The organism is Arthrobacter sp. CC3 (genome assembly GCF_039907775.1).
Taxonomy (GTDB): domain Bacteria; phylum Actinomycetota; class Actinomycetes; order Actinomycetales; family Micrococcaceae; genus Arthrobacter.
On record NZ_JARCCY010000006.1, the window covers coordinates 23015 to 43441 of the forward strand.

Annotated in this window: 20 protein-coding genes and 1 tRNA gene; 12 read left to right on the forward strand and 9 right to left on the reverse strand. The window is 65.9% G+C overall.

Annotated elements, in window-relative coordinates; translation table 11 throughout:
* Window positions 1–63 precede the first annotated feature (63 nt).
* The 3 genes from PV761_RS04530 to PV761_RS04540 form a co-directional block, all read right to left on the reverse strand.
* Window positions 64–2313, reverse strand: coding sequence for an RNA degradosome polyphosphate kinase (locus PV761_RS04530; protein ID WP_028269614.1), 2250 nt, complete (start codon window positions 2311–2313; stop codon window positions 64–66).
* Window positions 2314–2417: 104 nt separating this feature from the next.
* On the reverse strand, window positions 2418–3389 hold the full coding sequence (mshD, locus tag PV761_RS04535) for a mycothiol synthase (RefSeq protein ID WP_028269613.1): 972 nt from the start codon (window positions 3387–3389) through the stop codon (window positions 2418–2420).
* 243 nt (window positions 3390–3632) lie between these two features.
* Entirely contained in the window at window positions 3633–4331 is a 699-nt protein-coding gene (locus PV761_RS04540) for a response regulator transcription factor (RefSeq protein WP_028269612.1), read from the reverse strand.
* A gap of 274 nt (window positions 4332–4605) precedes the next feature.
* On the opposite strand from PV761_RS04540, the gene PV761_RS04545 reads away from it, so the two are divergent.
* The 7 genes from PV761_RS04545 (at window position 4606) to PV761_RS04575 (ending at window position 10780) form a co-directional block, all read left to right on the forward strand.
* Window positions 4606–5340, forward strand: coding sequence for a permease (locus PV761_RS04545; protein ID WP_347894762.1), 735 nt, complete (start codon window positions 4606–4608; stop codon window positions 5338–5340).
* 169 nt (window positions 5341–5509) lie between these two features.
* Window positions 5510–6124: an FABP family protein gene (locus PV761_RS04550; RefSeq protein WP_028269610.1), complete on the forward strand. Its 615-nt coding sequence runs from the start codon at window positions 5510–5512 to the stop codon at window positions 6122–6124.
* 78 nt (window positions 6125–6202) lie between these two features.
* Window positions 6203–6952, forward strand: coding sequence for a flavodoxin family protein (locus PV761_RS04555; protein WP_347894764.1), 750 nt, complete (start codon window positions 6203–6205; stop codon window positions 6950–6952).
* Window positions 6953–6974: 22 nt separating this feature from the next.
* Window positions 6975–8060: a folate-binding protein YgfZ gene (locus tag PV761_RS04560; RefSeq protein WP_028269608.1), complete on the forward strand. Its 1086-nt coding sequence runs from the start codon at window positions 6975–6977 to the stop codon at window positions 8058–8060.
* Complete coding sequence (locus PV761_RS04565; protein WP_347894767.1) at window positions 8057–8497, forward strand: ankyrin repeat domain-containing protein; 441 nt, start codon at window positions 8057–8059, stop codon at window positions 8495–8497. Before PV761_RS04560 ends, PV761_RS04565 begins: the two co-directional genes overlap by 4 nt.
* Window positions 8498–8650: 153 nt before the next feature.
* A complete protein-coding gene (locus PV761_RS04570) occupies window positions 8651–9214 on the forward strand; it encodes a PadR family transcriptional regulator (protein ID WP_028269606.1) in 564 nt (187 codons plus the stop codon).
* A gap of 33 nt (window positions 9215–9247) precedes the next feature.
* Window positions 9248–10780 (forward strand): DHA2 family efflux MFS transporter permease subunit, encoded by a 1533-nt coding sequence (locus PV761_RS04575; RefSeq protein ID WP_347894769.1) that lies wholly within the window; start codon window positions 9248–9250, stop codon window positions 10778–10780.
* Window positions 10781–10786: 6 nt separating this feature from the next.
* Here the strand turns inward: PV761_RS04575 and PV761_RS04580 are convergent, their stop codons facing one another.
* The 5 genes from PV761_RS04580 to PV761_RS04600 form a co-directional block, all read right to left on the reverse strand.
* Window positions 10787–11545: a GNAT family N-acetyltransferase gene (locus PV761_RS04580; protein ID WP_347894771.1), complete on the reverse strand. Its 759-nt coding sequence runs from the start codon at window positions 11543–11545 to the stop codon at window positions 10787–10789.
* Window positions 11546–11633: 88 nt separating this feature from the next.
* Window positions 11634–12659 carry a 6-phosphofructokinase gene (locus PV761_RS04585; RefSeq protein WP_028269604.1) on the reverse strand — a complete coding sequence of 342 codons (1026 nt, stop codon included), beginning with the start codon at window positions 12657–12659 and terminating at the stop codon, window positions 11634–11636.
* 178 nt (window positions 12660–12837) lie between these two features.
* Window positions 12838–13089 (reverse strand): PspC domain-containing protein, encoded by a 252-nt coding sequence (locus PV761_RS04590; protein ID WP_028269603.1) that lies wholly within the window; start codon window positions 13087–13089, stop codon window positions 12838–12840.
* Between the two features lie 3 nt (window positions 13090–13092).
* A complete protein-coding gene (locus tag PV761_RS04595) occupies window positions 13093–13443 on the reverse strand; it encodes a hypothetical protein (RefSeq protein WP_347894774.1) in 351 nt (116 codons plus the stop codon).
* 1 nt (window position 13444) lies between these two features.
* The gene (locus PV761_RS04600) at window positions 13445–15019 is read right to left on the reverse strand and encodes a PspC domain-containing protein (RefSeq protein WP_347894776.1); all 1575 of its coding nucleotides are present in this window, start codon (window positions 15017–15019) and stop codon (window positions 13445–13447) included.
* 124 nt (window positions 15020–15143) lie between these two features.
* On the opposite strand from PV761_RS04600, the gene PV761_RS04605 reads away from it, so the two are divergent.
* On the forward strand, window positions 15144–16619 hold the full coding sequence (locus PV761_RS04605) for a PspC domain-containing protein (protein WP_347894778.1): 1476 nt from the start codon (window positions 15144–15146) through the stop codon (window positions 16617–16619).
* The gene (locus PV761_RS04610) at window positions 16616–17302 is read left to right on the forward strand and encodes a response regulator transcription factor (RefSeq protein ID WP_028269599.1); all 687 of its coding nucleotides are present in this window, start codon (window positions 16616–16618) and stop codon (window positions 17300–17302) included. The genes PV761_RS04605 and PV761_RS04610 overlap by 4 nt, the downstream gene beginning before the upstream one ends.
* A gap of 113 nt (window positions 17303–17415) precedes the next feature.
* On the opposite strand, the gene PV761_RS04615 is transcribed toward PV761_RS04610, so the two are convergent.
* Complete coding sequence (locus tag PV761_RS04615; protein WP_347894780.1) at window positions 17416–18633, reverse strand: pyridoxal phosphate-dependent aminotransferase; 1218 nt, start codon at window positions 18631–18633, stop codon at window positions 17416–17418.
* Window positions 18634–18908: 275 nt separating this feature from the next.
* On the opposite strand from PV761_RS04615, the gene PV761_RS04620 reads away from it, so the two are divergent.
* The 3 genes from PV761_RS04620 to nusG all read left to right on the forward strand — a co-directional run bounded on the left by PV761_RS04620 (window position 18909) and on the right by nusG (window position 20317).
* A tRNA-Trp gene (locus PV761_RS04620) sits at window positions 18909–18981 on the forward strand.
* Window positions 18982–19062: 81 nt separating this feature from the next.
* The gene (gene secE / locus PV761_RS04625; protein ID WP_028269597.1) at window positions 19063–19347 is read left to right on the forward strand and encodes a preprotein translocase subunit SecE; all 285 of its coding nucleotides are present in this window, start codon (window positions 19063–19065) and stop codon (window positions 19345–19347) included.
* A gap of 115 nt (window positions 19348–19462) precedes the next feature.
* Window positions 19463–20317: a transcription termination/antitermination protein NusG gene (gene nusG / locus PV761_RS04630; RefSeq protein WP_347894782.1), complete on the forward strand. Its 855-nt coding sequence runs from the start codon at window positions 19463–19465 to the stop codon at window positions 20315–20317.
* Window positions 20318–20427: the final 110 nt, after the last annotated feature.

The following is a 20427-nucleotide window of genomic DNA, read 5'->3' on the forward strand; positions in this document are numbered from 1 at the left end:
AGCGTGTCGTTCGCCGTGTCATTGCTGACTTCGCTTGTGGCGTCACTCTTCGAGGCCAGTGTCCTACCGCCTTATCGTCTGGCGCTGGCGGGAACGTGAAGCGAGGAGCCAGGACTGGACATCTTCCAGAAGCTTGCCGTCCTCGCCGAGGTGGTGCCTGGTCCATTCGCCCTGGCTGTCCAGATGCCAGCTGGACGTTCCCGGGTCCATGTAGCGGCGGAGCATGTCCAGCACATAGGACGTGTCGTCGCCGCTGGTGAGCTGGACGAGCGCCTCCACCCGGCGGTCAAGGTTGCGGTGCATCATGTCGGCGGACCCGATGTACACCACCGGTTCGCCGCCGTTGGCAAAGGCGAAGACCCGGGAGTGCTCCAGGAACCGTCCCAGGACCGAGCGCACGGTGATGTTTTCGCTGAGCCCGGGGATGCCGGGGCGCAGCGAACAGATACCGCGGACGATCACGTCAACGTTTACGCCTGCCTGGGAAGCACGGTAGAGCGAATCGATGATCGCCTCGTCCACCATGGAGTTGACCTTGATCTGCACCCTGGCCGGAATGCCTGCCTTGGCGTTGCGGATTTCCTTCTCGATCCGGTCGATGAGGCCGGAACGCACCGAGCGGGGCGCCACCAGGAGCCGCTTGAACGTGGACTTCGGAGCGTAGCCGGAGAGCTGGTTGAAGAGCTTGGAGAGATCCTCGCCCACCTGCTCGTTGGCCGTCAGCAGCCCGAGGTCCTCGTAATAACGGGCTGTGCGCGGGTGGTAGTTGCCGGTGCCGATGTGGCAGTAGCGCCGCAGGCCGTCCACTTCCTGGCGAACCACAAGGGAAAGCTTGCAGTGGGTTTTCAGGCCGACGATGCCGTAGACCACGTGCACACCGGCCTGTTCCAGTTTCCGCGCCCAGGAAATGTTGGCCTGTTCATCGAACCGGGCCTTGATTTCCACCAGGGCCAGGACCTGCTTGCCTGCTTCAGCCGCGTCGATGAGGGCATCGACGATGGGGGAGTCACCGGAGGTGCGGTACAGGGTCTGCTTGATGGCCTGCACCTTCGGGTCCGACGCGGCCTGTTCCAGGAAGGCCTGGACGGACGTGGAGAAGGAATCGTACGGGTGATGCAGGAGGATGTCCCGGCGGCGCATGGCGGCGAACACGTTGGCAGCCTTGGACGTTTCGGATTCGTTCAGGTACCGCGAGGTGTGGGGCACGTGCTTCGGGTAGTGCAGGTCTGCACGATCGATGCCGGCGATGACGGACAGGCCCCGCAGGTCCAGCGGTGCAGGCACGGAGTAGACCTCGGACTCCTCCACGCCCAGTTCGCGGATCAGGAGGGCCCGGATGTTCGGGTTGATGTCGTTGGTGACTTCGAGGCGCACGGGCGGACCGAACCGGCGCCGCAGCAGCTCCTTTTCGAGCGCCTGCAGAAGGTTCTCGGCGTCGTCCTCTTCGACCTCAACGTCCTCGTTGCGGGTGACGCGGAAGGTGTGGTGTTCCAGGACCTCCATGCCGGCGAACAGCTGGTCGAGGTGGACGGCGATGACTTCTTCGAGGGCGATGAACCGGGCCACCCGGCCTGGCACCGACCCGGCGCGCGGGCCGTCGATGGAAATGAGGCGCGGCAGCTGGTCCGGAACCTTGACGCGGGCGAAGAGCTCCTTGTCGCTGACCGGGTTGCGGACCACCACCGCGAGGTTCAGGGACAGCCCCGAGATGTACGGGAACGGATGGGCCGGGTCAACGGCCAGCGGGGTCAGGATGGGGAAGACCTTCTCAGCGAACATGGCGCTGAGCTGGTCCTTGGCCTGGTCGTCGAGCTCTTCCCAGTGCATCAGGTGGATGTGCTCATAAGCCAGTGCCGGCCGGATCTGTTCCGCGTAGACCCGTGCATGGCGCTGCGCGAGGCGATGGGCGGCGTCACCGATCTGGTCCAGCACCTGCATGGGGCTCAGGCCCGCCGGTGACGGGACGGCCAGGCCGGTGGCGATCCGGCGCTTCAGTCCGGCCACGCGGACCATGAAGAACTCGTCCAGGTTGGAGGCGAAAATGGAGAGGAAGCTGACCCGCTCCAGCAGGTGGAGATCGGGATCCTCGGCAAGTTCGAGCACCCGCGCGTTGAAGGCCAGCCAGCTGAGTTCACGGTCCAGGAACCGGTCGGGGCTGATGTCGCCCGCGGGCTCGGGGTTGGGCGCGAACTCGGGAATGTCGATCCGGTCCTGCGTGGCGCGGGAAGCCGGCACCTCCGAGGATCCGAAGCGGGCGCGCACCGGCAGCACCTTGGCCTCAGACGTGGCGATTCCGGCAGGTTCCGGTTGCATGGTCACTCCTTTTAGCTGGCGCGGTTTACCTTCAACCTTACAAGCATTCGATCCGGGGGATACGTAGATTTCCTGGACCGTGATGCATGCGTCAGCCGATTGGATTAACCGGCGTTTTTGGGTCCGTACATCACGTCGGCATCCCACCGGGTGAAGCCGAGCCGGCGGTACAGCGAAACAGCCGGTGCATTGTCCGCATCGGTGTACAGCATGACGGCGTGCAGGCCCTTCCCGTGAAGGTATTTGATGCCCGCCAGGGTGAGGGCCTTGCCCAGTCCCATGCCCTGGGCTTCGGGGGCCACCCCCACTACATAGACCTCACCGATCGCCGGATGGGTGCCGTGGCGCGGGTGCACCTTGGTCCAGTGGAAGCCAAGGATCCGGTCGGACGGGTCGACGGCCAGGAGGAAACCTGCCGGATCGAACCAGTCCTCGGCCATCCTGGCCTCCAGGTCCTGCCGCGTCATGTTGCCCTGTTCGGGGTGGTGCGCGAATGCGGCCTTGTTGGCCGCCAGCCAAGCTTCCTCGTCCTGGCCGGGAGCGAAGGCGCGCAGGGTCACGTTGTCCGGGAGGGCGGCGTCGGGCAGTTCCGCAGACGCTGTGGTGAGCCGCATCTTCCACAGTTCCCGGATGGGGGCGTAACCGTATTTGGCTGCTAGGTCCGCGGCGGCCTCATGGTCGCCGTGGGACCAAGCCGTGAGGCCGTCAAAACCGCGCGATGCCTTCAGTGTGGCCACCAGCCGGTCGCCCACTCCCTGATTCCGGTAGCTGGGGTGAACAGCGATCTCCAGCACGCCGGTGCCGTCCGGCTCCTCCACCACCACGGCGAATCCCGCCAGGTCCTGGGCAGTGGCAGGATCGGAGTCCTCATCGGGTGCGTAGAGAGCCAGGCTCAGCAGCGAGTGGCTGCCGGATTCACCGGCGCGAAGCGTCACGAAGGTCTGTTCGGACAGGGGAGGGTTCCCGTCCGACTCCTCGGCGGCTGCGGCCAGGGCGGCGAAGTCCCTGAGCAGATCGTCGTCCACACCGCCTTTGACGACGAGCACGGGCCAGTTCTCGGGATGCGCAGGACTCATGGTGTACAGGCTATACGGCCCGTCCGGGAGGCGGAGGGATTGGCGCCGATTTGATGAGGCAGGATCAGGCACGTATAGTCATTACCTGATCCGGCTTCCTGAAGCGGGATTTGAGGGGGATCCACCACTGGGGTGGCCTCGATACGTTCGACCCGTATGTCCTCCACTGCAGGCTGAGAAGCCAAAGAAGAAGCCCCGGACCGCTGGTCCGGGGCTTCTTCTTTGGCTTGGCTTCTTGTGTGGCTAGGCCTCTGTCAGTTCCTCTTCGGGCTGCCGCACCAGGGTCAGCCGGTAACCCACGTTGCGCACGGTGCTGATCAGGTTTTCGTGGTCCGCGCCCAGCTTGGCGCGCAGCCGCCTGACGTGGACGTCCACGGTGCGGGTGCCTCCGTAGTAGTCATAGCCCCATACTTCGGTGAGCAGCTGCTGGCGCGTGAACACGCGGCCGGGGTGCTGCGCCAGGTACTTCAGGAGTTCGAATTCCTTGAACGTCAGGTTCAGGGGTGCACCGTTGACCCTGGCCGTGTAGCTTGCTTCGTCGATGACGACTCCGGCGGCCCGGATTTCGGTGGGGGTGTCTTCCTGCTCGGGAACGGCGCGGGCCACCGAGAGCCGGATCCGGGCTTCGACTTCAGCCGGTCCTGCGGAGTCCAGGATGATGTCATCCACGGCCCACGCTGAGGAGACGGCTGCCATGCCGCCTTCGGTGAGGATCAGCATCAAAGGTGCGCTGAGCCCGGTGGCCTTGAGTAGCTGGGTGAGGGACCGCGCTCCGACCAGGTCCTTGCGGGCGTCCAGCAGGACAACATCGCAGGGATCGGTCTCCAGCAGGGCTGTGGGCTCGGCCGGGAGAATGTGCACGCGGTGGTTGAGTAGTTCCAAGGCAGGCAGAATGTCCACCGATGACCCGGTGCTGTTCGTCAGTAGCAGGATGTGCGACATTGTTCCTCCAAGGGGCTGTCCGCGCATCATTGGGCGTCTGAACCGGGCTTTCACCGGCCGGTACTGGCTGCCAGCGTCGGTACCGGCCAGCCGGAAAATTCCGCCGGGCCCGCATCCTCCGAAGGAAGCGTAGCTGAGCTTTGAGTATACCCAATCGCCTCTAAACAGACACTGATCCGGCCGGTTTCAATGAGCGTTTTGCGACATAAGCAGGTCACATAAGGCAGGATTGGAGGCAGCGACGACGTCAGCAGAGAGTGAGCGCGGGTAAATAGTGAAGCCGTGGACCATCGGAACCATAGGGCTGGCCGGGCTTGCTGTCTTCATCGGCGGTGCCTACGCCTCAGCGGAAGTGCTGCTCGGCGTGGCAATCCTCGTGGCGCTGGCTGTCGGCGTCGGCTGGCCCCACTTCCTGGACATTCCCGCCAAGAAGACCCTCGCGGCAATCATCGGGCTCCCCGGGGTCGGGTCGGCCGTAGCCGCCACCTATGTCCCGGCGCCGGGATTCCTCGACTGGACTCCCGCTTTCATCGCCGCCGGCGTGATGGCCGTTTTCCTCATGCAGCTCCTGCGGGGCACGGGCCAGGCACAGCGGCTGGAGTCAACGCTGGGTTCGAGCGCCGGCGTACTTTTGTCCTGCCTGGGTGCCGGGTGGATTGCGGCGTCCAGGTTCAACGGCGTCAAGGAAATGTTGCTGGTAGCCGGCGTCAGTGCCGCCTTTGCGCTGCTGGCCGGCCTCATCCGCTGGCCGGACCGGATCGTGGCACCTTTGGGCATTGTGCTGGCGGGCCTCTCGGCTCCGCTGGCAGGCCTGGTGTTCTCCAACATCGCCGTAATACCAGCCGCCGTGGTGGGTGTTGCGGTGGGTGCGGTTCTCGTCAGCCTGCGCAGACTGGTTATACTCCGCGGGGACCGGATAAACTTTCCAGCCGCCCTTGGCATGGGCCTCGCGCCCGTCGCGGCGGTGGGTTCGCTCGCCTACTTCATAGACAAACTACTCATCTACTAACGCGTTAGGATGGCATCATGTCCGTACTTGCATTTGAGATTTTCTTCCTTGTCCTGCTTGGTATTGCCAGTATTTCCATGGCGTGGTTCGCAGGTTTCGTGGTTTACCGCCTCTTCAAGGGCCAGAAGTAATACCAGTTCAGAGTTAGTTGTCTGCGGAGGTAGTTACTGTGCCGATTGAAATTCCAACAGACCTCACCCCCGAGCTCGTCCCGTTGTCCTGGCTCATTGGTGAGTGGGAAGGCAGTGGACGCCTGGGGGCAGGCGAGGAGGATTCCGAGCACTTCTTCCAGCACGTGTCCTTCACGCACAACGGCCTGCCGTACCTCCAGTACCGCGCCGAGAGCTGGCTGACCGACGATGAAGGCACCAGGCTCCGGCCGCTGACGGTGGAGACCGGGTTCTGGGCGCTGGAGCGGAAGCAGCGGGAGGAAGACGGCGGACCGGGGCTGATCCCGGCCGACATCGTTCCCGTGCTCAAGAGCGCCGACGAAGTCGAGGCGCTGCGCAACAGCGACGGCGGATTCGACATTTCCGTTTCCATTTCACACCCCGGCGGGATCTCCGAGCTGTACTACGGCCAGATCAAGGGCCCGCAGATCCACCTCAGCACCGACATGGTGATGCGCGGAAGCCACTCGAAGGAGTACACGGCCGCCACGAGGATTTTCGGCCTGGTGGAAGGAAAGCTCCTCTGGCGCTGGGATGTGGCCAGCGGGAAGAGCTCCACCGCGGGCGGCGGACTGGAAGCGCACGCTTCGGCCATCCTCAGCAAGGTGTCCTAAGGCTGGCCCGGCCCTGACAGCCCGGCCGGCAGGTCTCACCGACTTTTGTTGTCCGCAACGAGTGCAGGGAGCAAGACCGTGAACAGCCAGCAGCCGGACCCGGGTAGGCCCGATCAGCGCAATAAAACAAACTACGGCGATCTGAAGGCCGTCTTTTTCAACGGCACCCTCAAAAAATCTCCTGAGACCAGCAACACGGGCGGCCTGATCGAGGTCAGCCGCCTCATCATGGAGAAGCAGGGCGTTGCCACCCGGGTGATCCGGACCGTCGACCACGACATTGCCAGCGGCGTGTATCCGGACATGCGCGAGCACGGCTGGGCAACCGACGAATGGCCGGAGCTCTACCCTGCCGTCAAGGAAGCGGACATTGTGGTGGTGGCCGGCCCCATCTGGCTGGGTGACAACTCGTCCCAGACGAAAAAGCTGATCGAACGCCTGTATGCGCACTCCGGACAACTCAACGAAAAAGGCCAATGGGCGTTCTACCCCAAGGTCGGCGGCTGCCTCATCACCGGCAACGAGGACGGCATCAAGCACTGTGCCATGAACGTCCTGTACAGCCTGCAGCACATCGGGTTCACCATCCCGCCGCAGGCCGACGCCGGCTGGATCGGGCCCGTGGGGCCCGGCCCCAGCTACCTGGATGAGGGGTCCGGCGGTCCGCAGAGCGACTTCACCAACCGCAACACCACGTTCATGACGTGGAACCTGCTGCACCTGGCGAGGACGCTCAAGGACGCCGGCGGGATCCCGGCGTACGGCAACCTGCCGGAGGAATGGAAGGCCGGGACACGTTTCGACTTCGAGAATCCGGAATACCGCTAGCCCCTAAGGACTTCTACTACATATGACTACCAAAAGCCCCCTGTTGTCGCGCCCTGGCGCCGTTGAAGCCGGCGGAGCGGACACCGGCGTCGCATCCCACTACGGCGAGCCGCTGCGGGAACAGCGTGCGCTGGCGGCCGGCACCGCCGTCGTCGACCTTTCCCACCGCGGCGTGGTCACCGTCACCGGTCCGGACCGCCTGAGCTGGCTCAACACCCTGTCATCCCAGCAGGTCACCAACCTTGCGCCGGGGGAATCAAGCGAACTGCTGCTTCTCAGCGTCCAGGGCCGTATTGAGTTCGACGCGCGGGTGATTGACGACGGCGGGACCACCTGGCTGATCGTGGAGGCCGCCGAAGCGGCACCGCTGGCCGAGTGGCTGAACCGGATGAAGTTCATGCTGCGGGTGGAGATTGCGGATGTATCCGACGACTGGGCGGTCATTGGAACCACCCGGCGGGTTGAGGAATGGCCGGACCTGCTGGTGTGGGCGGACCCCTGGCCGCACGTGGGCGCCGGCGGCTACGCCTACTCAGTTGTCGGGGAGGAATCCCACCCCGGCATGGAGCGGCCGTGGTTTGAATACCTGGTACCGGCCGCGGATCTCGAGGCCACCGTGGGTGACCGGCCGCTGGCCGGCGTCTGGGCATCGGAAGCGCTGCGCATCGCCGCCTGGCGCCCCCGCCTTGGCGCGGAAACCGACGACAAGACCATCCCGCATGAGCTGGACCTGCTGCGCACCGCGGTGCACCTGGCGAAGGGGTGCTACAAGGGCCAGGAGACGATCGCCCGCGTGCACAACCTGGGCCACCCGCCGCGGCGCCTGGTCTTCCTCCAGCTGGACGGCTCGCAGCACACCCTCCCCGCGGTGGGCAGCGAAGTCCGCCTGGGTGAGCGGAAGGTGGGAACAGTGACCTCCGTGGTGCAGCACTACGAAATGGGTCCGATCGCACTTGCCGTCATAAAGCGTTCCGTTTCTCCGGATGAAATACTGACGGTTGTAGACGGCGACGAACCCTACACGGCCGCGCAGGAAGTCATCGTGGCTCCCGACGCCGGCCAGGTGGTGGGCCGCCAGACCGGATTCCTGAAAGGAACACACCGATGACTGACACTCCGAAGTCTGACAACCCGGGGAACGGCAACCCGGGGGACAACAGCGCCGCTGGGCCCGACGACGAAACCCTGGCCCTTGCCCACGCGCTTTTTGACGCGGCGCGGCAGGGTGACGCAGCACTGCTGGGCAGCTATCTCGACGCCGGGGCCCCGGCCAACATGACCAATTCGGCCGGCGACTCCCTGCTGATGCTTGCGGCATACCACGGTCATGCCCCGGCGGTGCAGCTGCTCCTGCAGCATGGCGCGGATGCCAACGCCGTGAATGACCGCGGCCAGACACCGCTCGCCGGAGCTGCCTTCAAGGGCTACACCGACGTGGCCGAGGCGCTCCTGGGGGCGGGCGCTGACCCGGACGCCGGAACGCCTTCCGCCCGTGCAGCGGCGGAGATGTTTGCCCGGTCTGATATCCAGGCCCTGCTGGGCTGACCACGGGCTGAGGCGACAAAGCACCTGGAAGCCCGCGGGTCCTGCACCCGCGGGCTTTCTTGCACCCGCCTATTCCATGTGGAATAGTTGGAGCGGAATAATTGCTGGCCGTGGACACCACGTGCCATGGAACACGGGGGAGTGAACGGAACCATGCCCCGATCTGCCCCGCTGACGCCGCTCGGAATCTCTGCACTCTCGCTGCTGGTCGAGGAGCCGATGCATCCGTACGAGATGTACCAGCTCCTGATGGCCAGGCACGAAGACCGGCTGGTCAAGGTGCGCCCCGGAACGCTCTATCACGCCGTCGGCCGGCTGGAGGAGCGCGGGCTCGTGGAAACAGCCGGAACGGACCGCGAAGGCAACCGGCCGGAACGGACCACCTACCGGATCACGCCCGCAGGCCGGGAGGCCCTGACGGCGCGCCTGCAGGACATGCTCGCCGAACCTGTGAATGAATACCCGTCGTTCCCGCTGGCCGTCGCCGAGGCCTACAACCTGCCTGCCGCCGTCGTACTGGAGCTCTTGGACCGCCGGCTGGTGCTGCTGCAGGGCCAGCTGGAATTCCTGCAGAAGGGCGAGGCGGCCGTCCTGAAGAAGGACGTCGCACGCAAGTACTGGATCGACCTCGAGTACCAACAAACCATGCTGAGGTCCGAAATGGGCTGGATACGCAGCCTGCAGGACCAGCTCCGCTCCGGGGAACTCCCGTGGTAGCGGAACACAAACAACCACACCTGAAGGATTTACATGGAAAACGTAGCTAGGCCGTGGCCGGCACTCTGGTCCCTGGTGATCGGCTTCTTTATGATCCTGATCGACACCACCATCGTCTCGGTGGCCAATCCGCGGATCATGGAAGGCCTCAACGCGGACATCAACTCCGTTATCTGGGTGACCAGCGCCTACCTGCTGGCCTACGCGGTGCCGCTGCTGATCACCGGCCGGCTGGGTGACCGGTTCGGACCGAAAAAGCTGTACCTCACCGGCCTGGTGGTGTTCACCCTCGCGTCCCTCTGGTGCGGGCTGTCCGGCGACGTCCAGACCCTCATCCTGGCCCGCGTGCTCCAGGGCTTCGGCGCCGCCATCATGACGCCCCAGACCATGGCAGTGATCACCCGGATCTTCCCGCCGGACCGGCGCGGCGCGGCCATGGGAATCTGGGGTGCCACCGCCGGTGTGGCCACCCTGGTGGGCCCCATCCTCGGCGGTGTCCTGGTGGACGGCCTCGGCTGGGAATGGATCTTCTTCATCAACGTGCCGGTCGGAATCGCCGGCTTCATCCTGGCCCTGCGCTTCGTTCCTTCGCTGAGCACGCACCCGCACCGGTTCGACATCCCCGGCGTGCTGCTCAGCGCCGTCGGGCTCTTCCTTCTTGTCTTCGGCATCCAGGAAGGCGAGACGTACAACTGGGGAACGATCACCGGCCCCATCACGGTGTGGGGCCTGATCATCGCCGGGGTTGTAGTCCTGGCAGGGTTCGTCCTCTGGCAGCGGGTTAACAAAGGGGAGCCGCTCCTGCCGCTCTCGCTGTTCAAGGACCGCAACTTTTCCCTGGCGAACATCGGCATCACCACGGTGGGCTTCGCCGTCACCTCGTTCACCCTGCCGCTGATCTTCTACTACCAGATTGTCCGGGGACTGACACCCACGCAGTCTGCCCTGATGATGGTCCCGATGGCGCTCATTTCCGGCGGCCTTGCGCCTGTGGTGGGCAAGATCATTGACCGGGTCAACCCGAAATACATCACGGCAGCCGGTCTGGTCCTGATGTCGGTGGCGCTGTTCTGGAACTCTGCCCTGATGCACCCGGAGACGCCGATCTGGCTGTTCCTCCTGCCCAGTGCGGTACTCGGGTTCGCGAACGCGGGCATCTGGGCGCCGCTGAGCTCCACGGCCACCCGGAACCTGCCGCCGCGCCAGGCCGGTGCCGGCTCGGGCGTCTACAACACCACGCGCCAGATCGGCGCCGTGCTGGGTAGCGCCGCCATCGCCGTCCTCATCCAGTCGAGGCTCGCGGCAGAGCTGCCGGCGGCGCAGGGCGCCTCCGGCACGGCCAGCCCCATGGCCTTCGGCGGATCACTGCCGGAGGCACTGCACGAGGGGTTCTCGACGGCGATGGGACAGTCCATCATGCTTCCGGCGGCCGTGATCCTGGTGGGCGCTGCGGTTGCATTGTTCTTCGCCAAGCCCAAGCCGGTTCAGGGCTGGGGCACCGTCAGCGTGCCGGCCTCCGACGACGCCGGAGCCGGGGCCGGGGCAGCGGACGCAACGTCGCGCTGACCCGGGTCAGCCCAGCAGGACGCGGGTGTGGATGCCGCCGGTTGAGAATCCGAGGCTGCGGGCGATCGCCAGGGCGCCCTTGTTGCTGACGTCCGAACGCCACTGCAGGGTGAGCCCCGCCGCGAGTGCCTCGTGGGCAGCGATGGACGCCGCCAGCGAACCCAGTCCGCGGCGCCGCCAGTCAGGGTCCACCAGGACGCCCATTTGGGCCAGGATGCCCTCCCATTCGGAGTAGGCGCCGCAGGCCACCGGAACCTTGCGGCCGTTGTCATCACGCAGGATGGTGAACCGGTGCTCGAGATCGGAGAGCCCCACCTCGTTGACGTCGTCGGGCGGGCAGAGGCCTTCCAGCTCGATGGCCTCGGGATTCCCGTGCGAGACGGTCAGCTCCTCGGCCGGCTGGCGCAGGGGGAGGTCATCGGCGAAAAAGAGGGCGGCCGCGCCCTGGCCGTGGCCGCCGTGCTGCCGGGTGATGGTCAGGAGCGTCACGTGCTGGGCGAGTTCCTCATCGGGAATGTCCGTGGCGGCGTCGAGCGCCCACTGCGGTCCCACGAGGGCCGAGACCCCGAACAGACGCACAAAATCCACGGACTTCCGGGACTCGTCCGCCCGGGTGATCCGTGTGCCCGCGGCAAGCTGGCCGGCCCCGGAAACGACCGCATCGGCGTCGAGCTTCCGCACTGCGGCAAAGGCTCCGTCGTCAAGGCCCAAGTGGCGGGCCCAGGCCAGCTGGATGATGTCTGCGGAGCCGGGGTCGAGAGTCATGCCTCAACCCTACCCAGCAGAGGGACGCGCGAACGGACTGTTGAGGCCCCGTGCCGCAGGGGCCCCAGCTGTCCGTTCGCGGTGCTGCCTATCCGAAGAGGACGGCAGCTTCGTCGTAACGGTCCTGCGGGACGCGCTTGAGGTTGCCCAGGGCAGCGTCGAAGCCGACGTGGACAATGTCGGTGCCGTTCAGCGACACCATGGTGCCCCAACGGTGGTCCACCACGGAGTCGATGGCGGCCATGCCCAGGCGCGTGGCCAGGACGCGGTCGAACGCGGAGGGGACGCCGCCGCGCTGGATGTGGCCCAGGACGGTGGCGCGGGTCTCGATGCCGGTCCGGGCTTCGAGTTCGGGTGCCAGCATCTCGGCGATGCCGCCCAGCCGCGGGCGCCCGAAGGTGTCCAGTCCGCGCTCGGAGTGCGGTGCTTCCTGGCCCTCCGGAACGAATCCTTCGGCCACGACCACCAGCGGCGCGCGGCCGCGGGCGTGGGCTTCCTGCACCCACTCGGTGATCTGGTCCATGGAGGCCTTCTGCTCCGGAATGAGGATCGCGTGGGCGCCCGAGGCCATGCCGGCGTGCAGGGCGATCCAGCCCACGTGGCGGCCCATGACCTCGGCGATCATGCAGCGGTGGTGCGATTCACCCGTGGTGCGGAGGCGGTCGATGGCCTCGGTGGCAATCTGGACGGCAGTGTCGAAGCCGAAGGTGTAGTCCGTGGCGTCGAGGTCGTTGTCCACCGTCTTGGGGACGCCGACGATCTTCAGGCCCGCGTCGGTCAGCCGCTTGGCTGCGGCCAGGGTTCCTTCACCGCCGATGGCGATGATGGCGTCGATGCCGAGCCGGTCCATGTGGGCCTTGATGACCTCGGGGCCGCCGCCGTTTTCGAACGGGTTGGTCCTGGACGTGCCGAGGATGGTGCCGCCCTGCTTGGCGATGCCGCGGACCATGGTGCGGGGGATGGGGATGATGTCGCCTTCGACGACGCCGCGCCAGCCGTCGAGGAATCCCACGAATTCGTGGCCGTGGATGGCGATTCCCTTGAGGACGGCGCCGCGGATCACGGCGTTCAGTCCGGGGCAGTCGCCGCCGCTGGTGAGAATTCCAATTTTCATGTCTCGGCTCAAATCCTGGTGAGAGGGTGTACAGGCAGAGCGCCACGCTGAGCTCACCTAGATTCTAGTGGTGAGTGTGGGTTACGACACAAACTGGTTACAAAGGCCCTCGCTCTATGGCAAACAAAAAGGACCCCCGTTCCGGAGGGAACAGGGGTCCTTTGACTGCTTGGTCAGGTCAGTTGATCGATCGTTTGTCCAGGAACGACTGGAGGATGATGGCGTTTCGCTGGTCCGGGAGGATGAGCCACGCTGCCAGGTAGAACACGAAGGCCGGACCGGGCAGGAGGCTGAGGAGCAGGAACGCGATCCGGACGAAGGCGACGTCCACGTTGAGCTTCGCGGCGATCCCTCCGCACACTCCGCCCAGCCACCGTTGTGGTCCCCGCTTCAGGCCGAAGCCCCTGACGATGCTGAAGAACTTATCCATGCCTCAAGACTTCCCTGTTGTGGTTTCTTTGTCACGTCCGCGGGCTGAGAGGAGCCCGCCTATCACCAGGGCGGCGCCGGCACCGATCATCAGTCCGATGAGTACGTAGGTTCCGTTGAGGGCCACGATCCCGAGCTGGCCGATGATGATCAACGCAGCCAGCGCGAGGACGATGAGGCCCCAGACCACTGTGCCCACCCGTGCCGGCGACGGTCCGCCGTGCCGCGCTCCTGTGCCCCGTGACGCTTCCGCTTGCTGGGCCGCTTCCGCATGCTGTGATGCTCCCTGCTGTGTTGGTCCCTGCTGTGTTTGTCCCTGCGGGGCAGTGTCCGGGGCAGGTTCGTAACTGCTCATGTCAGTTTCCTTCCTGGATGGTGATGTTGCTCATGGTGCCGTCGATCTTGAGGATGAGCGCGGCCCCCGGCTTGTCGGTGTTGTAGTTGCTCTGCTGCGACGTCATGCCGCCATGGTTCTGCGAACCCTCGTTGAGGTTGCCCAGGGTCATGTCCGCCCGGATCTCCACGGGAACCGTGTCCGGAATGACCACGGTCAGGTTGCTTGCCGTGACGTCCATGGGAATGACGACGTCGGTGCCCAGCGGCGGCGTGAGGTTCAGCCGCGTCAGGTCAGCGGTTCCGCTGCCTCCCGTGATGTTGAAGCCTTCCCGTGCCTGTTCGATGCTGACCGGGTTCCAGTTGGCGTCCTGGAAACGGAAGCGGTCGCCGTTGGGTACCACGTTGAAGATGCCGCCGATGATGAGCGCCACCACTGCAAAGAAGCCGAGGATTCCGGAGGTCCTGCCCCTGAGGCCGGCGATCAGGATGCCGAGGCCCAGGATGGCCGCGCCGCTGGCCCACACCACGGCGTTCGTGGCGTCACCCAGGTTGATGACGTTGAGGGCTTCGAGTGCTTTGATTCCGCCGCCCACCAGCAGGGCCACGCCTGCCGTCACCGCGACGGCGGGGGCGCCCGGGCCAACGTTCGGAGCCTTGGGAGCGGGCTTGGACGGTCCGCCGTAGCCGCCGCCGTAAGGCGGGGTGGCGCCGTAGCCGCCCGAGCCGGGAACGCCGCCGTCGTACGGTCCGCCGGTGAACGGGGCACCGGAGTAGGAGCCGCCGGAGTAGGGTGCGCCCGTGTACGAGCCGGGCTCATAGGAGCCGCCGGGGGCCGGGGAGGAGGTTCCTGCCGGCGACGTCGCTGCGAAGGTTCCGCCGGCAGCGGAGCCCGCATCTGTGCTGGTATTCATGAGAGGTGCTCCGTTCGAGGCCTTGTCCCGCTGCGAGAGGTAGTAGATGAGGTAGACGGCGCCTGCTATCCAGAAGACCGTCCAGAAGAAGCCGCCGAACCCGTTCCGCTCCCAACCCCAGAAGCCGCTGCCCAGGCTGGGAAAGCCGATCACCGTGGTGATGAGGGCTCCGGTCATGCCGGTGGTCCAGCGTCCGGCCCCGGCTTCCTGTACATGGATGCGGCCGTCGGGCTCCGGCAGCAGTGCCCAGGCGATGCCGTAAAGCAGTACGCCGATGCCGGCGAAAATCGACAGGACGATGAAGACGCCGCGCACGATCAGCGGGTCGACGCCCAGCCGGTGCGCTATGCCGCTGGCGACGCCGCCGATCCAGCGGTCCTGTCCGCGTTGAATGCCGTGGCTCCGGACCCAGTTGAAGAAGTTCTGGGGCTGGGACTGCGGGTAGGCGTACCGGGTATCCGCCGAGTGTGCGCCGGGGGCCTGGCCGCCGGGGAACCCGGCGCCGGGGAGCTGCGCGTTCGGATACAGCGGCGGCGGGCCGCCGGGGAAGTCAGCGCCGGGAGTGGAGCCGGGCGTGGAGCCGGTTCCGGACGGGGAGCCGGAATCAGTGCCGGCACCGGTCCCGGACTCGGGACGGCCGGACGGCAGCGGATCTTCATCGGGGTATGCATTGTGCGAGTTCATACTTCGATCCTGCCGTCCGCGGCCGCCGCGCTCTATTGGGGAACACCCTGAGCCGTCCCTGAGTGACCCCCGGTTCCGTGCGGAATCAGGCGTGCGGAACCCTGATCCATGTTTGGATTGACACATGACAACCGCCATGACCCGCCCCCCGCTGGTCCGCAGCAGCGACCGCGTGATCGCAGGCGTCTGTTCGGGCCTGGCCGCCCACCTGGGCTGGCCGGTGCGGATGGTCCGGATCGGCATGGTGGTGGCAGCGCTCGCAGGCGGAGCCGGGCTGGCCTTCTACGCATGGCTCTGGATCATGGTTCCCACTTCGGACGAGAACGCGAAACGGAACGCACGCCGTCCGGCCTCGCCCATTGCCCCGGCCGTCAGCGCCCCGGGGCCGCTGCCGGTGCCGCCGGATTTCATGCCCGGGCCAGTGCCCGCCGCAGCCACCTTCCCTGGCACAGCCGCCCTCAACGACGCACCGGCACCGGCCGTTCCGTCCGGCGTTGCGGCCGGTGCGGCAGCCACCACCGGCATCACCTCCGGCGGCCCGGGCGCCGCGATTTCCGGCGGCACCGACGGCGGGACCTCCGCCGGGTCGGGCGCCGGCGCGCCGTGGTTCCGGGTCCGGAGCATGCCGTACGGCAAGGAAATACTCTTGGGAGCCGGTCTCCTGCTGGCAGGCGGAATCCTGATCGCGCGCATGCTGGGCGTCGACGTCCCCCTGGGGACGCTGATCCCCGCCGCCGCGATCCTTGGCGGGGCGGCAATCGCCTGGATGCAGCTGGATGAAACCCGCCGGGCGGGCCTCCTCGACAAGACCAAGGCGGACCAGGCCGGCGGCTGGGCAAGGCTCGCCGCCGGGCTCGCCCTGGTGGTGGCCGGTGTACTGGTGATGGTGTCCGGCTCCGGCTCCTGGGAGCAGACCTGGCTGGCGCTCCTTGCCTCCGTGGCAGTCCTTGGCGGTGTGGCCCTGGTGCTGCTCCCGTGGGGCCTGAAATTCTGGCGGGACCTGGAAGCGGAGCGCGCCGGCCGCGTCCGGGCCACGGAGCGTGCGGAGATTGCCGCCCACCTGCACGATTCCGTGCTGCAGACGCTCGCGCTGATCCAGCGCCGGGCAGGGAACGAGAACGACGTCGTCCGCCTGGCACGGGCCCAGGAACGGGAGCTGCGGGGCTGGTTGTACCGCGACCCCGACAAGGATGCAGGGCAGCTCTCCGAGCGCATCAAGGCAGCCGCGGCGGAAGTTGAGGACTCCCTGGGCCATGCCGTGGACGTGGTCAGTGTGGGAGACACCGCCATGACCGCCCGCCACGAAGCACTGGTGCAGGCCAGCCGGGAGGCCATGGTGAACGCGTCCCGCCACGGCGGCGGTGCAGTGTCGGTTTATCTCGAGGTGGCCGACGGCGGTGCGGAAGTCTATGTGAAGGACCGCGGACCCGGTTTCGACCCGCAGACGGTTCCGGCCGACCGCATGGGGGTCAGGGAATCGATCGTCGGACGGATGAACCGCCACGGCGGGACCGCTGTCATCAGCAGCAGCGCGGACGGCACGGAAGTGCGGCTCAGGCTTCCTTCCGACGCCGCGGACAACGGAGAGGGAAAGTCGTGAACAACATCGATACAGCGGGCGCTCATGCAGGAGGTGTCCCGGCCATCCGCGTGGTCATCGTGGATGATCACGCCATCTTCCGGTCGGGGCTCAAAGCGGACCTGGACGCCCGGGTCACCGTCGTGGGCGAGGCCGGAACAGTCGAACAGGCCATCGCCGTGATCGCGCAGACCCGGCCCGAAGTTGTGCTGCTGGACGTCCACCTGCCGGGTGGCCTGGGCGGCGGCGGGCGCGAAGTGATTGCCGGATCGGCCGCACTGCTCGGCAGCACCCGGTTCCTGGCCCTGAGCGTCTCCGACGCCGCAGAAGACGTGGTTTCGGTCATCCGGGCCGGAGCCCGCGGCTATGTGACCAAAAGCATCTCCGGCACGGAAATCACCGATGCCGTCCTCCGTGTGGCCGGCGGCGACGCCGTTTTTTCGCCGCGGCTGGCAGGCTTCGTGCTCGATGCGTTCGGCACGGCCCCGGCGGATATCGCCGACGACGAACTCGACCGCCTCTCCGCCCGCGAGCTGGAGGTCATGCGGCTCATCGCGCGCGGCTACAGCTACAAGGAAGTGGCCAAGGAGCTCTTCATCTCCATCAAGACAGTGGAAACCCACGTCTCCGCCGTGCTGCGCAAACTGCAGCTGTCCAGCCGCCACGAACTGACCAAGTGGGCCGCCGAACGCCGGCTCCTCTAGCCCACCCCGGACGCTCTCTCACTTCCTGCCGGTTAACCGCCGACGCTCTCTGACTTTCTTGCGAAAAGTGAGAGAGCGTTGGCGGCTTTCCTGCGGAAGGTGAGAGAGGGTGCCTACTTGGCCTTGCCGAGGAAGGCCTGAAGCCGTGCCACACCGGTGGCGAGGTCGTCGTCGCCCAGCGCGTAGGAGAGGCGCAGGTAGCCCGAGGGACCGAACGCCTCGCCCGGTACGACCGCAACCTCAACCTCGTCCAGGATGAGTGCAGCCAGCTCGGCGGAAGTCTGCGGGCGGGCGGTCCCGTTCGCCGTCTCGAATTCCTTGCCCAGCAGGCCGCGGACGTCCGCGTAGACGTAGAAGGCGCCCTTCGGCGTCGGGCATTCCACCCCGTCAATGGCGTTCAGGCCGGCGACAATCGCCTTCCGGCGGCGGTCGAAGGCCACCTTCATCTCGTCAACCGCGGTGAGCGGCCCGGAGACGGCCGCGAGGGCAGCAACCTGCGGGATGTTGGACACATTCGAGGTGGCGTGCGACTGCAGGTTGGTGGCCGCCTTGATGACGTCCGCCGGGCCGATCATCCACCCCACGCGCCAGCCGGTCATGGCGTAGGTCTTGGCCACCCCGTTGAGGATGACCACCTTGTCGCCGAGTTCCGGAACGGCCGTTGCAATGGACGTGAAGGGAACCCCGTCGTAGGTGAGGTGTTCGTAGATTTCGTCGGTGACCACCCACAGCCCCTTGGAGGCCGCCCACAATCCGATTTCGCGGACCTGCTCCGGCGAGTACACCGAGCCGGTGGGGTTCGACGGCGACACGAACAGCAGGATCTTGGTGCGCTCGGTCAGGGCGGCTTCGAGCTGGTCCACGGTAACGAGGTAGTCCTGTTCCGGGCCCGCGAAGACCTCCACGGGCACGCCGCCGGCCAGCCGGATGGCTTCCGGGTACGTGGTCCAGAACGGCGTGGGAACAATGACCTCATCGCCCGGATCGACCAGCGTGGCGAAGGTGTTGTACACGGCCTGCTTGCCGCCGTTGGTGACCAGGACCTGTGACGCCTCGGCCTTGTAGCCGGAATCCCGCAAGGTCTTGTCCGCAATGGCCTGCTTGAGCTCCGGGAGCCCGCCGGCGGGGGAGTAGCGGTGGTACTTCGGCTGGCTGGCGGCCTCGATGGCGGCCTGAACGATGTAACCGGGGGTCGGGAAGTCGGGTTCCCCGGCGCCGAAGCCGATGACCGGCCGTCCGGCTGCCTTGAGTGCCTTGGCCTTGGCATCAACGGCCAGGGTGGCGGATTCGGCGATAGCGGAAATGCGTTGGGAAACGCGGGCGGCAGGCATGGCAGGGTCCATTCTTCGCTTGCAGCTCGATGGCTGGTTGTGGGATTCGACGAGATCTACTCTATGCTGTTCAGCGGATCGTTCACCGTGACGGCCAGGAATGTGACCGTGTCCCGGTCGGCAGGCCCTGGCAGCCGCGAAGAAGGTCCGAAATGAGGCTGGTTCGACGTAAGCGCAGTTGTTGCGTAGACTAGTTCTCCGGTGTTGAAAACACGATGATGGCCTGCGCCCCGTGAAGTTTGCGGGAAGTGTGGTGTGATTGGTTTTCGATCCATAGGGTAGTGGCGCAATTGGTAGCGCAGCGGTCTCCAAAACCGCAGGTTGCAGGTTCGAGTCCTGTCTGCCCTGCGCAAGCGGTTCCGGCGGTTAGCCGGAGCCAGCGCAGCAACCATGGTTCAGTTCAGAGCCGGGTATCCGACATTTGCGAGGATGAGTGAGGACCAGGTGACCGAAACGGCTGCAAGCAGCTCCAAGGGCCGCCCCGCCAAGAATGCCGCCAAGGCCGGCTTCTTCGCTCGCATCGCACTCTTCGTCCGCCAGGTCATCGGCGAACTGAAGAAGGTCGTAGCACCCACCCGCAAGGAACTGATCAATTACACGCTCGTGGTGCTGGTGTTCGTGATCATCATGATGCTCATTGTTACCGTCCTGGACTTGGCTTTCGGGACCGGAGTGAGCTGGGTCTTCGGCGGCACAGGCCCCGCGGACCGCTAAGGCGATCCGTCCGCAGACTGCGTGGAATGCTCCGGGAATCCGGAAGCATTCACGGGGTGTGCGGAATTGAGCCATTTAAATAGGCATGTTAGGCAATGAGGAAGCAGGAGACCAAGTGTCTGAGCAGGAGCTCGAGGTAACTGAGACTGAGCTGGATGGGTCCACGGACAGCACAACAGACGCCGCGGCGGTAGCCGGGGAAGAGTCAGAGGTTGAGTCTGCTGCGCCCGATTCCATCGACGATTCCTCTGAGGCCGACGCTGACGCTGATGCTGACGACGCCGAAACGGACGAAGACTCTGACGACGCCGAAGCCGGCTCCGAGGACGATGAGGCTGACGCCCTGGCCGCCGCGGCCGCCAAGGCTGAGGTTGATCCGGCCGAGGAATTCAAGGCCAAGCTGCGCCGCCAGGAAGGCGACTGGTACGTCATCCACTCCTACGCGGGTTACGAAAACCGCGTCAAGGCCAACCTTGAGACCCGCATCCAGACTTTGGACATGGAAGATTACATCTTCGAAATCCAGGTCCCGATGGAAGAAGTCGTTGAGATCAAGAACGCTCAGCGCAAGGTCATCAACCGCGTCCGCATCCCCGGCTACGTTTTGGTCCGCATGGACCTGACCGACGCCTCCTGGGGCGCCGTCCGGCACACCCCCGGCGTCACCGGCTTCGTGGGCAACGCCCACAACCCGGTCCCGCTGCGGCTCGATGAGGTCTTCTCCATGCTCGCCCCCGTCTTCGAAGAAGAGCAGGCCGAGAAGGGCAAGCCGGTCAAGCACGCCGCCGCTCCCGTGGACGTCGACTTCGAAGTCGGCGAGTCCGTCATCGTCAAGGAAGGTCCCTTCGAGACCCTCCCCGCCACGATCTCCGAGATCAAGATCGATTCGCAGAACCTCGTGGTGCTGGTCTCCATTTTCGAGCGCGAGACCCCGGTCACCCTGGCGTTCAACCAGGTCACCAAGATCTAGCAACACCCCACCAGAATTCGCTTCAGGGCTGCCCGCTTAGCAGCCATGTAGCGGCCGGTCGCCTCGCCATGGCGGCCACCAACCTGAGGCACGCTCCTGTGTCCCAGGAC

What these genes read in the sequence shown, in the direction of transcription:
- PV761_RS04530 (WP_028269614.1), bottom strand. Translation starts at nt 2,313, where the DNA reads ATGCAACCGGAACCTGCCGGAATCGCCACGTCTGAGGCCAAGGTGCTG.
- mshD (WP_028269613.1), bottom strand. Translation starts at nt 3,389, where the DNA reads ATGAGTCCTGCGCATCCCGAGAACTGGCCCGTGCTCGTCGTCAAAGGC.
- PV761_RS04540 (WP_028269612.1), bottom strand. Translation starts at nt 4,331, where the DNA reads ATGTCGCACATCCTGCTACTGACGAACAGCACCGGGTCATCGGTGGAC.
- PV761_RS04560 (WP_028269608.1), top strand. Translation starts at nt 6,975, where the DNA reads ATGACTACCAAAAGCCCCCTGTTGTCGCGCCCTGGCGCCGTTGAAGCC.
- PV761_RS04565 (WP_347894767.1), top strand. Translation starts at nt 8,057, where the DNA reads ATGACTGACACTCCGAAGTCTGACAACCCGGGGAACGGCAACCCGGGG.
- PV761_RS04570 (WP_028269606.1), top strand. Translation starts at nt 8,651, where the DNA reads ATGCCCCGATCTGCCCCGCTGACGCCGCTCGGAATCTCTGCACTCTCG.
- PV761_RS04575 (WP_347894769.1), top strand. Translation starts at nt 9,248, where the DNA reads ATGGAAAACGTAGCTAGGCCGTGGCCGGCACTCTGGTCCCTGGTGATC.
- PV761_RS04580 (WP_347894771.1), bottom strand. Translation starts at nt 11,545, where the DNA reads ATGACTCTCGACCCCGGCTCCGCAGACATCATCCAGCTGGCCTGGGCC.
- PV761_RS04585 (WP_028269604.1), bottom strand. Translation starts at nt 12,659, where the DNA reads ATGAAAATTGGAATTCTCACCAGCGGCGGCGACTGCCCCGGACTGAAC.
- PV761_RS04590 (WP_028269603.1), bottom strand. Translation starts at nt 13,089, where the DNA reads ATGGATAAGTTCTTCAGCATCGTCAGGGGCTTCGGCCTGAAGCGGGGA.
- PV761_RS04595 (WP_347894774.1), bottom strand. Translation starts at nt 13,443, where the DNA reads ATGAGCAGTTACGAACCTGCCCCGGACACTGCCCCGCAGGGACAAACA.
- PV761_RS04600 (WP_347894776.1), bottom strand. Translation starts at nt 15,019, where the DNA reads ATGAACTCGCACAATGCATACCCCGATGAAGATCCGCTGCCGTCCGGC.
- PV761_RS04605 (WP_347894778.1), top strand. Translation starts at nt 15,144, where the DNA reads ATGACAACCGCCATGACCCGCCCCCCGCTGGTCCGCAGCAGCGACCGC.
- PV761_RS04615 (WP_347894780.1), bottom strand. Translation starts at nt 18,633, where the DNA reads ATGCCTGCCGCCCGCGTTTCCCAACGCATTTCCGCTATCGCCGAATCC.
- secE (WP_028269597.1), top strand. Translation starts at nt 19,063, where the DNA reads ATGAGTGAGGACCAGGTGACCGAAACGGCTGCAAGCAGCTCCAAGGGC.